This is a genomic window from Meiothermus cerbereus DSM 11376 (genome assembly GCF_000620065.1).
Lineage (GTDB): Bacteria > Deinococcota > Deinococci > Deinococcales > Thermaceae > Meiothermus > Meiothermus cerbereus.
The window spans coordinates 1-11,857 of record NZ_JHVI01000020.1; the positions used below are offsets into that span (position 1 = coordinate 1).

Consider the following 11,857-nt stretch of genomic DNA (forward strand, 5'->3'; position numbering starts at 1 on the left):
CTCATGAGTCTGGCCCTACGGGAGTTTCAGCAGGAGGTGGACCCAGAGGGGCGGAAGGTTCTGGTGCTGCTTTTGGACAACGCAGGCTGGCACCGGGCCAAAGACCTCCAGGTACCGCCCGGTCTGCTGCTGCTGCACTTACCGCCCTACACCCCCGAGCTCTCCCCGGCAGAGCCGGTGGTGCCTTTGCTGCGGGAAGCGGTGGCCAATGAGAGTTTCCCCAGCTTGGAGGCTTTGCAAGAGCGTCTGGCAGAGCGGTGTGTCTATCTCCAGGAGCACCCCGAGGTCATCCGGGGGGTGGCGGGGTTCGGGTGGATTCCTGAAGAATGACTATCTATCTAAGGTTGGTATTACTTATTCGCGAAAGCAGAGGGGCGTTATTCAAGCTGGCAGGGGGAATTTATGCACATTAGCAATGCTCATGAAGAGAAGCTCGAGCAAAAAAAGGGGCAAAGCCTTGGCAAGCTGAACTTGCCTTGGTTTTTGGGCCAGATCAGGCGTCTGGCCCATTTGCTATAGCCCCTGAACAAAAATACCAGTTATAGGCTTGGTGGGCAAAGCCCAAAGACATCAGACATCTCTGGTTGGACTGTCGGTTTGTTTCTAGCAAATCTTTACATTCGAAATACCTGGGAGAGGTATCTATGTCCGAGTTTATTGGGGCAATATTGGTGTTGGTTTGCTTTGGCTATCTTGTTGCCATCTTCGACGACCTGATCTTTGACCTGACCTATCTTTTGCGACGACGTCGTTTTCAAAAGGCCAGTCTCTCGAGAGAAGAACTGGAGAGCGATAACCCCAAGCGCATAGCCGTTATGGTAGCGGCCTGGCAGGAAGCAGGGGTGGTTGCCGAGATGGTGAGGGCTACGCTCCGCCTGATGCACTATCCGGAGGATCGGGTCGAGTTCTTTATTGGGGTCTACCCCAACGACGAGGCCACTTTGCAGGAAGTGCGTGAACTGGCGAGGAGCAACCCCCACGTTCACTGCGTGGTCAATCAAAAGCGGGGGCCAACCAGCAAAAGCCAGAACCTGAATGAGGTTTTTGCCTTTATTCAAGACCTGGAGAATATCCGCAACCGGGAATTTGACATCATCGCCATTCATGACGCTGAAGATGTGATTCATCCCTATGCTTTCCGCTTCTACAGTGCCCTTCTGAGCCACAAAGACATGGTGCAGCTACCCGTCATTGCCATGTTTCCCAAGCTGCCCTGGTGGCGATGGCTCAACCGCATGGTTGCCGGTACCTACGCCGATGAGTTTGCCGAAAACCACCTTCATCACATGCCGGTACGTGAGTCGTTTGGTTTGTTTGTGCCTAGTGCGGGCACCGGTTTTGCTTTACGGCGCGATGTGGTGAGCTTTTTGGCGGCCGAGGGGCCCATTTTTCGCGAGGGTAGCCTGACCGAAGACTACGATATGTCTTTGCGCTTGTGGCAAAAAGGCTTTAAGGTGCACTTCCATGTGCAGCGGCTCAAGCGCATTGATGATCGGGGGCGTATTCGCAACGAGGTTGTGGCCATTAAGGAATACTTTCCCTCGGAAATACGCGCGGCCATTAAGCAAAAAGCTCGCTGGATATACGGCATTACCATGCAAAGCCCCAAGGAGATGGGCAAAAGAAGGCTTTCCTTCAAGGATCGCCTGGTGCTTTGGCGAGACCAGAAGGGGAAATATACCAACCTGATTCATTTCGTGGGGTATCCGCTGGCCCTGTACTCCGTATTGAGCTATTTCCTCGACTGGCCACATGCCGATCCCAGGCTAACGCTGTGGTTGAGCGGAGGCATCTTAGCCATTACCCTCGAGCGCCTCTTAATGCGCTTTGCTGCCATAAAGTCTGTTTACGGGGTTTCCGAGGCTTTGCGAGCGACTTTGGTGCTGCCTTTATTCCCCCTACGCTGGTTTGTGGGCAACATCATTAATGCCCTGGCTACCTTGCGCGCCTGGCGAATGTACTTCTGGCCTGCTCGAGGGGCCCGCAGAGGCACTGCCCCAGCCTGGGACAAAACAGAGCGCAAGAGCTATGTGCCCATGGAGGTGCTCGAATCGGTTCGCCGACGCCTGGGCGATGTTTTGTTGTTTTACGAAGACGTGAGTCCACAGGTGCTGGCTCGAGCCCTGCGCGAAAAGCCACCCGGCACACCATTGGGCGAAGTTTTACTGCGTGAACAGGTGCTCGACCCCTACCGGCTGAGGCTGCGCATTACCGAAACCCAGGAACGCTTGCGCAACGAACCCAACAGGTCGGCCATGGCGATGGATTATAGCGACTGATTTTCGTTTGGATTGACTCGAGTTTGACAAAGGAGTGGTTTTATGAACGCAATAAAGTGGCAGGTGTTCAACCATTACGGTAAGGCTTTGCTATTGCTGGCAGGGCTACTGATTTTTGCGGCCTGTGGTACTTCCTCGAGCCCTCAAGCAGAAGGAAAACAGGGTAGTGGGGTCAATGCACAGGCGGCAACCTCGGTGCTAATCCTCTATCCCGATGGCCCGGGTACTTTTTCTGAATCCAATGGGGTCTCGCTGCAAAGAAAGTCCAAAATTGGCTCTGTGCAGCTTAAACCGGGCCTCGCTTACGATAAATCTACCCGCTCAAAAAAGGGCGGTAAGGACAAGCCTGGCCAGACCGGAGCGCAATCTATGGGCGAGGTTCAAACCCAGGCCTACTCTTACCCCGATGCAGCCCAGATTTATGCGATCATGCTGACCAACCTGCTGGGTCGCTACGCTGATGTGGCCGTAACCCGTAAGGCGGTTTCGGCCTATACAGCCGGAGAAGCCAACCAGTACTACCGCACATTTTACATCGGTAGCACCTACGAAGACCCGATTCCCACCGCCCTGATCAGCGATATTATGGGCGGCGCTAGGGTAACCTGGCTCAACTACAACATTTGGAGGCTGGACAACCCGGCCATGGGGGCCAGCCTGAGCCAGCTGGGCCTGCGCTATGTAGCTTTGTATCCAGAGTATCAGCCGTCCGAGTTCTCGGTGGGCTTTAACAGGATTGACTACCGGGGCTATACCTTCAAGAAGTACATCCCGGGCTTGCTGGAAGTTCCCATCGAGATGATGGAAGTGGCCCCTGAGTCCCCCAGCGTGGTGGTACATGCCTGGGCCAAGAACAGCGCAGGGCGGCAGATTCCATACGCGCTGCAAAGCGGTAATTTCTGGTACATTGCCGACAACCCCTTTACGTATATTCACGAGCAGGATCGCTACCTGATTTTTGCAGATCTGATTGCGCCCATGATGGGGCGTGATGTTACCTGTACCCCCAGGGCCCTGGCCCGCATGGAAGATTTGAGCCCGAACGATGAAGGCGCTGACCTCAAACGGATGCTGGATAGCATTAATCGGGTAGGGATTCCGTTCCTGGCTACTGCAATACCCCTGTATGTGGACAACAATACTGTGCCAGTCACCCAGATCCGATGGACGCAAAACAGTGGGGCCCTGACTCAACTTCGCCGCATACCCAGAATTCGTGGCCGGATATTCCAGCACGGCTACACCCATCAGTTTGAAAACCTCAAGAATCCCTCAGGTATTTCAGGTGATGACTGGGAGTTCTGGCGGGTTGAGCTCGATGCCAATGGTAACCGCATTACCAGCTCACCCATTCCAGGCATGACAGCCAGCAGTGCGCTACAGCGCATTCAGACCGGCCGCTCGATCCTGGTGGGTCTTAGCACCTCGACCGCCAACCTTACACCGGTGGGCTGGACAACGCCCCATTACGAGGCCGACCCTGGTTACTATGCCACGTTTAACCAGGTCTATAGCCGGGTTATGGAGCGGCGCATTTACCGAGTGGGCACGGTAATTGCAGGGCAGTTCTTCCCCTACCCTGTGCGGGATGTGAACGGCACCCTGATGCTCCCTGAAAACCTGGGTAGTGTACAGCCCAACTACCTGCTGCCCATGGTAGAAGAGGCCGCTCGAGCCAACCGGGTGCTGCGCTGTCCCTGGGCGGGCCACTTCTTCCATGCCTACACCATTGACCCTACCTATGACGGCCCCAATGCCTACTCGGCAGCTCAATTTGAGGGTTTTTTGCGCTATGTGCGGAATACCCTGGGTTATACCTATGTAGACCCCACTACCGTAACCACACAGTAGAGATATGGCTCGTTATGAGCAAAAGAAGGTTCTTGTTGGTTTTGCTGGTGCTGGGAGGGTGTCAAAACTTCACCCTCCCGGCTCCACCGGTGGATCCTGGCCCACCCGCTAAGAGGATAGGGGTTCCCCCCCCAGGCGCGTATTATCATGGGGTTTATCCTGGACAGAAAAATTTGGAGGAGTACCAGATTACACCGGCTGCGCTGGATGCTTATGAGCAAGCGGTTGGGCGTAAGGTGGCTTGGGTTTACTTCTCCAACGACTGGTTTGCCAGCCGGGCTTTTCCACTGGCTACAGCCCAGTGGATACGCTCCAGGAACGCAGTCCCGTTCATCCGGTTAATGCTGCGAAGCAGCAGCGAGACCTATGTAGCCGAGCCTTTGTATAGCCTCGAGGCTATTCTTAGGGGCGACTTTGATTCAGACCTCAAGGCATGGGGGCAGGCGGCCAAAGCTTTTGGCACGCCAGTTCTGGTGGAGTGGGGTACAGAGGTTAATGGACAATGGTTTTCCTGGAACGGCAGATGGAACGGAGGCCCGACCCTGGGCCCCCAACGCTTTCGAGATACCTACCGCCACATTGTCCAGACCATTAAATCGGTTGGGGCAGACAACCTGACCTGGGTCTGGCACGTCGATGCCTACGATGACCCCGAGGCCGAGTGGAACCGCCTGGAAAATTACTATCCTGGCCACGACGTGGTGGACTGGATTGGGGTCTCGGTGTATGGTGCCCAGGAACCCGCCGAGAACAATACCCAAACCTTTGCCGATGGAATGAACTCAGTCATGCCCCGTTTGGCACGGCTGGCCCCGGATAAGCCGGTGGTGGTGGCAGAATTTGCGGTGACGGCGGGTAACCCTAGGGTGAATGCTGTGCAGTGGGCCGAGGCCGCTCTAAGCGGAATCCTGTCCAACCAGTGGCCACAGCTACGCGGCTTTGCCTGGTGGAACGAGGCTTTCGACACAACCGAGATGCGAGTTCAGGTGATACCTGGCCTCAAAGAAGTGTTTCGTCAAAAGCTGGCTTCGCCGCAGGTGCTGGATCGCCCTCTGTGAGGCCATCTTTTCCTGCCGGCGCTGCTCAACTGGCGCCGCACCACAGTTCCCACATTTGCCCGGTCAAAACTGCTGCAAGGGGTGACCGTCCCTTTTTGGTGAACAGCCGCGCCAGCGGTCTGTCCCGAAGGGGATCGTCCTGCTGGTGAACAGCCGCGCCAGCGGTCTGTCCCGAAGGGGATCGTCCTGCTGGTGAACAGCCGCGCCAGCGGTCTGTCCCGAAGGGGATCGTCCACTTCTCGGTTTCGTGCAGCGGCAAAAATAGCGAAGACCGCGATAGAGTAGGGTTTATGAAAATAGCGTTCATTGGACTGGGAGCGATGGGTTATCCGATTGCTGGGCACCTGGCCAAAAAATACGAGACCCTGGTTTGGAACCGCACCTTTGAAAAGGCCCTGGCCCATGCCAGAGAGTTTGCTTCAAAGGCGGTTGATCTAGCCGACGTTGCCCAGGCCGATATGGTGTTTACCTGCCTGCCTACCTCCCTCGAGGTGGACGAAATGGCCCGCAGGTTGCTGCCCTACCTGCGCCCCGGGATGCTTTGGGTGGACCACACTTCGGGCGAGCCGGAGATGGCTAAAAAGACCGCCCGGATGCTTCAGGAAAAAGGGGTGTCGTACCTGGATGCTTGCCTGTCTGGGGGGGTAGCTGGCGCTATTCAGGCCAGAGCTACCGTAATGGCCGGGGGTTCTGCAGAGGACTTTGCCAGGGCCAGGCCGGTGATGGAGGCCTTTGCTGCCAAGATTGTTCACGTAGGGCCGCTGGGGTCGGGGCATGCCGTCAAGGCGGTCAACAATGCCCTGCTGGCGGTAAACCTGTGGGCCTTGAGCGAGGGCATGCTGGCCCTGGTTCAGCAGGGGGTCGATGCCAGGCTGGCGCTCGAGGTGATCAACGCTTCCTCGGGGCGCTCGAATGTGAGTGAGAATCTGTTTGGCCAGCGGGTACTTACGCGCCAGTTTCCCAACACCTTTGCCCTGGGTTTGCTGGCTAAGGACATGGGTATCTGTGTCCGGGTGCTCGAGGCCGCCGGAACCCCTGCGCCCATGCTAAAGCAGGTGCGGGAGTTCTTCGAAATAGCCAAACGCGAAGTGGGCAGTGCCGATGTGGATCACACCGCCGTGGCAAAGCTGCTCGAGCGGTGGTCGGGTGTCGAAATTAAATGAAAGCTGCGCTCGTTTTGGGGATGAGAAATTCCGGCTGCAAACGTGGGGCATTCTCAGATTGAACCCAGTATTGCACCATAAAGTAAAGCATGGAACAGCTCAGGCCTGGGTGGCTGCTCAAACCGCTTGCGGTGACGCTGCTGGCGCTGGTTTTGTTTGGTATGGGGTATTGGCTCGGGCTGCGCTCGGCCCTGGTGCAGGTGGTGGCTGGGACGGGGCCGCAGGCGGGGCCGCTGCGATGGGTGCAGTTTGACCCACAACAGCAGCTACAGCCTGCGCCCGACCCCCGCGAACTCATCCCGCTTCAGCCGGGGCCAGGACAGGGCCCAGGGCAGGGCCCGGGCCAGGGGCAGGCTGAGGAATGCCCCCTCCTGATTTACCAGGACGGCCAGTTGTTCCGCTTCGAACTGCCGCAGCCGATGCCAGGGCCGGGTGGCCCTCAACCGGGGCCGGGGATGCCTGGGGGCTCACCCGAGCTTATTCCGCTTGATCCCAGTGTGCCTTCCCTGCCAGCACCGCCTGCACCACCCGATAGCCGGCCCGGTCAATCAACCTAGCTGTGTCTGCCACCCTGGCTTGCCCGATTTCCCAACAAGCCAAAACCCCCAAGTTGCAGAGGTTTATATGAGCGAGATGCAAAAACCCTCCCTCGAGCCCCAGGCCGTTATGGATGCTGCCGCCAAGTTGCGCACCCTCCTGCTGGAAGTCAAGAAGGTCATTGTCGGCCAAGATTTGATGCTGGAGCGAATGGTGGTGGCGCTCCTGGCTCGAGGCCATATCCTGATCGAGGGGGTGCCGGGCCTAGCCAAAACCCTGGCCATCAAAACCATGGCCGAAGCCATTGGGGCCAGTTTCAAGCGCATCCAGTTCACCCCCGACCTGGTACCCGCCGACCTGGTGGGCACCCGCATCTACAACCCCAAAGAAGCCAACTTTGAAGTCGAGCTGGGGCCGATTTTTGCCAACCTGATTCTGGCCGACGAAATTAACCGGGCCCCGGCCAAGATTCAGTCGGCTTTGCTCGAGGCCATGCAGGAGCGCCAGGTGACCATCGGTCACGAGACCTTCAAGCTGCCCGACCCCTTTTTGGTGCTGGCTACGCAGAACCCCATCGAGTCGGAAGGCACCTACTTTTTGCCCGAGGCCCAGGTAGACCGGTTTATGTTCAAGGTCTGGATAGACTACCCCGCCTTCTACGAGGAGATGACGGTGGTGGAGCGGGTCTCGACCAGGTTTGAACCGGTGCACAAGGTGCTCAGCGGCGATGAGCTGCGCCACCTACAGGCCATGGCCGACCAGGTGCATGTACACCAGGCCGTGACCGAGTACGCTGTGCGCCTGACTCGAGCCACCCGCGACCCCGGCGAGGTGGGGCTAGCCAACCTGAAGAAATACATCAGCTTTGGCGGCAGCCCCCGCGCCAGCGTGAACCTGATTTTGGGGGCCAAAGCCCTGGCGATTGTGCGGGGCCGCGAGTATGCCCTGCCCGAAGACGTGCGCGACCTGGCCCCCGAGGTTCTGCGCCACCGCATCATCCTGTCTTACGAGGCCCTGGCCGACGAGGTGAAGCTCGAGGATATGGTGCAGAAGATTATTGCCGCTACCCCACTGCCCAAGGTGCACATCGGCGATCCTTACCGCGATACCAGACCGGCGGCTGCGGAGAACCCATCGGCCTGAGCCTTTGGAGGCTGGTTTATGCCTTGAGCCTGGTGATGCGCCACCCACGGGAGGCCTATGCTGTTTCGAAGATCCAGCAAAAATAAAATCGAAGTGACGCTGGAGGCCGAGCCCCGCCCAGCGATGCCCAGACAGCGCGAACTCCCCGCGGAGTTGTTGCGCAAGCTCGAGTTCCGGGTTTTGAGGCGGCTGGACGGTTTTTTGTTTGGCGACTACACCGGCTTTTTCTATGGCCCCAGCCTGGACCTGGCCGAGGTGCGCGAGTACCAGCCCGGCGACGAGGTACGGCGCATAGATTGGAACGTGACCGCCCGCACCGGCAAAATCCACATCCGCCAGTACCGCGAAGAGAAAGAGGTTACGGTCTGGCTGGTGGTGGACCTTTCCGCCTCGATGCGGTTTGGCACCCGTCGGGTGCTCAAGGCCGAAGAAGCGCTGGAGTTTGTGGGCACGGCGGCGGCCATTGTGGGGCGGCATGGCGATAAGGTGGGCGCGATTGGTTTTTCCGAGGCTGGGATGCGGGTGGTGCCACCTGGTACGGGTCGGCGGCAGGCCTTGCGGGTGCTGCACCAGCTTTATGGCCTGATGTCACAGCCTGAACCCCACGGTAAAAAGGATGGGCAGGGAAAGGCCCACTCGGCCTCGCTTGAATATGCTCTCGAGTACGTCGCCAAAACCCTCAAACACCGGGCTTTGCTGTTCGTGATCTCCGACTTTCTCAACCCCCAGCCCGAGCAGGAGCCCCCCTGGGCCAAACAACTGCGACGGCTGGCCTACCGCCACGACGTGGTGGCGGTGCGCATCTTCGACCCTGCCGAAAAGGAGCTGCCCAACGTGGGTGAGCTGCGTATGCGCGACCCCGAGAGTGGCGAGGAAATCTGGCTGGACACTAGCGACCCCAGGGTGCGCCGGGCCCATGCGCTGCTGGTGCAAGCCCGCGAAGCCATGCTCGAGCGTACCCTGCGGGCGGCCCAGGTGGACGTACTCAATTTGTCCACCGCACAGGAGATTGTCGAACCGCTACTCAAGTTCACCTTGCGCAGAAGGGGGCGAAGATGAGCTTTACCTGGCCGGTATTTTTGTGGCTGATGTTGCTTTTCCCCCTATTTATCGGTTTTCTGGTCTGGGCCAGCCGACGGCGAGAGCGCACGGCCCAGGCCTTTGCCGATGCAAGGCTGCGCGCGGTGGTGGTGCGTCAGCCGCCCAAAGCCCACCTGCGCTGGCCCCTGGCCTTGCAACTGCTGGCCCTGTTTCTGCTCCTGCTTGCTGGAGCCCGGCCGGTAGCCAGCCTACCCCTGCCCAGCAACAAAGCCGCGGTGGTGCTGGCGGTGGATACCTCGCGCTCCATGCTGGCCTCAGATCTCAATCCTAGCCGCCTGGAAGCCGCCAAGGCCACGGCGCGCAAGTTTATCGAACTGGCCCCGGCCACCACCCAGATTGGGCTGGTCAGCTTTTCCGACTCGGCCTCGGCCCTGGTGATGCCCACCACCGACCGAGTAAAGCTGCTGGAAGCCATAGACCGCCTCAAACCAGCCCAGAACACCTCCATCGAGAACGCCATCGTGACTGGGGTGCGAATGCTGCCGGGGCGCCGAGAACTCAAACCCCCTGCCGAGTTGCAACCGCCCGGCCTGAGTCAGTCCGACCCTTTGCAAGGCATACCCGACCTGCCTGTGCCAGAGCAGCGCCAGCCTCCAGCCGACCTACCGCCAGGGAGTGTGGTGATCCTGTCGGATGGGGCCTCCAACGTGAGCACCAACCCTAGCCTTCCCACCCGTAACCGCCTCGAGATCGCCGCGCGTTTTGCTAAAACTGCCAACGTTAAACTTTATACCTTTCCCATGGGCCAGCCAGGCGGAACCGTAATGCAGATTGAGGGCCGCAGCTACTATGTTCCCTTTGAGCCCAGGAACCTCGAGCAACTGGCCCAGGCCACGGGCGGTAAAAACACCTACCCACCCACGGAGGAGGCCCTAAAAGCGATTGTTAAAGAGCTGGGCGTGGTTATTCGCTGGGAGGGCGTCAAGACCGAGATTTCTTCGCTGCTTTCGGCCCTGGCTGCTTTACTCATGATTATGGGTGCTGGCCTGAGCCTGCGCTGGCAGCGGCGGGTGCCGTAGAGAAGGTGGGGTTTCCGATGGCTGTTTTGGCAGAAAACCTTAGTGGTATGACCTGGAGTTGGTAAGAAGACGGTAGGTGGTCTGAATGGTTTTTATGTGGCCTTGGGCGCTGATCTTGCTGATGCTGCTGCTGCTGCTGGTCTGGTGGTACCTGAAGGGCCTGCGCCTGCCAAGCGAGGCTGTGGCGTTTTACCCGGAGCTGGCTTTACTGCGAAAGGCTAGCCGCACAACCCAACGCTGGTACCAACACCTACCGGCCGGGCTCTACCTGCTGGCCTTGCTGGCCGCGCTCTTAGCGCTGGCCCGCCCCAGCCTAATGGTGCCGCAGGCCGACCCCAGGGCGGCGGTGGTTCTGGCGGTGGATATTAGCCGCTCAATGCAAGCCACCGATGTGCAACCAAGCCGTTTTGAAGCAGCCAGAGCGGCCCTGCGTACCTTCATCCGCGAGCTACCGGAAGGTACACGGGTGGCCTTAGTGACCTTTTCCCGCGATGCCCAGCTGGTGGTACCCCTCACCACCGACCGGAGGCGCTTGCTGGAAGCGGTAGATTTCTTAGAGCTCAACCTGGGCACCGCCATAGGCGACGCTATCCTGGAAAGCATTGCGGCCCTGCCCCCCCTTTCTGAGCGGGCCGATGCACCTGACCCCAAGAGTCTGGCTACCATTATTCTGCTAACTGATGGCCGTAGCCTGGCTGGGGTGGATCCGATCGAAGCAGCTTACGAGGCAGCCCGATTGAAGATTCGTGTCCATGCGATAGGAATTGGCCGCACCACAGAAGGCCCGGTTCCGGGACTGCCCGAACATTATGCGCTGGCCGCACAGTTCGATGAAGAAGTGCTCAAGGAGATTGCCCGGGTGGGCGAGGGGGAGTACTTCTATGTGGACTCCGCCAGCAAGCTCAAGGATGCCTACCGCAACCTGACCCGACAGATGACCTGGCGGGTGCGTCAGGACGAGGTGTCCGCGCTGTTTGCTCTGCTGGCAGGGGGCTTCCTGATGCTCAGCCTGGGGCTGTCCCAGCTCCGCCGCAGGGTGAGTTGACCCAAAGGCGGCCTCAGGCCTCTGCGCTGCTACCGGAAAACGAGCCCTGCCGCATGAGGGCCTGGGCCAGCTCGAGCCGCGCGACCAACGAAGGCGCTTCCAGCAACGCCTGCCGGTCTTGAGCGGGAACCCGCAGGTTCACGCACAGAAAAGAAGCCTGGTAGAGGGGATCGTCGGGCAGGTTGGCGATGGCCTCTTCCAGCGCCCCTGGATCGGCGACCCCGGCCATATAGCTGCGGAAAGCGTCCATGGCATCCCAGGCTGCCACAATTTCCTCGCTGCGGGCGTTGCGCTCGAGCGGATAAGGAATATCCAGGGTGGTTTGGTAAAGGTTTTTCTCGAACACGCCTACCCCCTCCACGCGGCAGCGCTCACCCCCTCGACACACGATGTTGAAGGTGCCGTCGGGATTTTCCGAGGCTGCCAGCAAGTCCACGTAGCCCCCCACCTCCCGAATGCCGTCCTGGGTTGCCAGGGTAATCACAAATCGGCGCTGCTCCTCACCCTGGGCCAGCAAGTCCCGTACCATCTGCTTGTAGCGCTCCTCGAAAATATAAAGGGGAATCAAGAGCCCTGGAAACACCACGGTCTCGGGAAGGGGGAAGAGGGGAAGGCGCTTCACGGTATCAGATTAAGGGATGCGAGGCTGGGCTTGCAAAAA

The 11,857-nt window shown here is 59.0% G+C and carries 11 protein-coding genes; 10 read left to right on the plus strand and 1 reads right to left on the minus strand.

The window, feature by feature from the left end:
• The 10 genes from Q355_RS0108230 to Q355_RS0108280 form a co-directional block, all read left to right on the plus strand.
• Positions 1-330: transposase (locus tag Q355_RS0108230; protein WP_027877364.1), on the plus strand; the 330-nt coding region annotated here is incomplete at its 5' end.
• Between the two features lie 314 nt (positions 331-644).
• Complete coding sequence (locus tag Q355_RS0108240; protein WP_027877365.1) at positions 645-2,279, plus strand: glycosyl transferase family protein; 1,635 nt, start codon at positions 645-647, stop codon at positions 2,277-2,279.
• 42 nt (positions 2,280-2,321) lie between these two features.
• Positions 2,322-4,130 carry a polysaccharide deacetylase family protein gene (locus Q355_RS0108245; protein ID WP_245597533.1) on the plus strand — a complete coding sequence of 603 codons (1,809 nt, stop codon included), beginning with the start codon at positions 2,322-2,324 and terminating at the stop codon, positions 4,128-4,130.
• A 173-nt stretch (positions 4,131-4,303) separates the two neighbouring features.
• Positions 4,304-5,188, plus strand: coding sequence for a glycoside hydrolase family 26 protein (locus Q355_RS0108250; RefSeq protein WP_245597534.1), 885 nt, complete (start codon positions 4,304-4,306; stop codon positions 5,186-5,188).
• Between the two features lie 290 nt (positions 5,189-5,478).
• Positions 5,479-6,351 carry an NAD(P)-dependent oxidoreductase gene (locus Q355_RS0108255; protein ID WP_027877368.1) on the plus strand — a complete coding sequence of 291 codons (873 nt, stop codon included), beginning with the start codon at positions 5,479-5,481 and terminating at the stop codon, positions 6,349-6,351.
• Positions 6,352-6,440: 89 nt separating this feature from the next.
• Positions 6,441-6,908, plus strand: coding sequence for a hypothetical protein (locus Q355_RS16435; protein ID WP_084496085.1), 468 nt, complete (start codon positions 6,441-6,443; stop codon positions 6,906-6,908).
• 76 nt (positions 6,909-6,984) lie between these two features.
• On the plus strand, positions 6,985-8,031 hold the full coding sequence (locus Q355_RS0108265) for an AAA family ATPase (protein ID WP_036259078.1): 1,047 nt from the start codon (positions 6,985-6,987) through the stop codon (positions 8,029-8,031).
• A 57-nt stretch (positions 8,032-8,088) separates the two neighbouring features.
• Positions 8,089-9,090 (plus strand): DUF58 domain-containing protein, encoded by a 1,002-nt coding sequence (locus Q355_RS0108270; RefSeq protein ID WP_027877370.1) that lies wholly within the window; start codon positions 8,089-8,091, stop codon positions 9,088-9,090.
• Positions 9,087-10,151, plus strand: a complete 1,065-nt coding sequence (locus tag Q355_RS0108275) for a VWA domain-containing protein (protein WP_027877371.1) — start codon at positions 9,087-9,089, stop codon at positions 10,149-10,151. The genes Q355_RS0108270 and Q355_RS0108275 overlap by 4 nt, the downstream gene beginning before the upstream one ends.
• Before the next feature lie 94 nt (positions 10,152-10,245).
• Positions 10,246-11,196, plus strand: coding sequence for a vWA domain-containing protein (locus Q355_RS0108280; protein ID WP_245597535.1), 951 nt, complete (start codon positions 10,246-10,248; stop codon positions 11,194-11,196).
• A gap of 13 nt (positions 11,197-11,209) precedes the next feature.
• Here Q355_RS0108280 and Q355_RS0108285 read toward each other — a convergent pair whose 3' ends face one another.
• A complete protein-coding gene (locus tag Q355_RS0108285) occupies positions 11,210-11,818 on the minus strand; it encodes an LON peptidase substrate-binding domain-containing protein (RefSeq protein ID WP_027877373.1) in 609 nt (202 codons plus the stop codon).
• Positions 11,819-11,857 lie beyond the last annotated feature (39 nt).

Bases quoted from the DNA above. Each gene is read 5' to 3' on its own strand.
- Q355_RS16435 (WP_084496085.1), top strand. From the start codon at position 6,441: ATGGAACAGCTCAGGCCTGGGTGGCTGCTCAAACCGCTTGCGGTGACG.
- Q355_RS0108280 (WP_245597535.1), top strand. From the start codon at position 10,246: ATGTGGCCTTGGGCGCTGATCTTGCTGATGCTGCTGCTGCTGCTGGTC.
- Q355_RS0108275 (WP_027877371.1), top strand. From the start codon at position 9,087: ATGAGCTTTACCTGGCCGGTATTTTTGTGGCTGATGTTGCTTTTCCCC.
- Q355_RS0108270 (WP_027877370.1), top strand. From the start codon at position 8,089: ATGCTGTTTCGAAGATCCAGCAAAAATAAAATCGAAGTGACGCTGGAG.
- Q355_RS0108265 (WP_036259078.1), top strand. From the start codon at position 6,985: ATGCAAAAACCCTCCCTCGAGCCCCAGGCCGTTATGGATGCTGCCGCC.
- Q355_RS0108255 (WP_027877368.1), top strand. From the start codon at position 5,479: ATGAAAATAGCGTTCATTGGACTGGGAGCGATGGGTTATCCGATTGCT.
- Q355_RS0108245 (WP_245597533.1), top strand. From the start codon at position 2,322: ATGAACGCAATAAAGTGGCAGGTGTTCAACCATTACGGTAAGGCTTTG.
- Q355_RS0108240 (WP_027877365.1), top strand. From the start codon at position 645: ATGTCCGAGTTTATTGGGGCAATATTGGTGTTGGTTTGCTTTGGCTAT.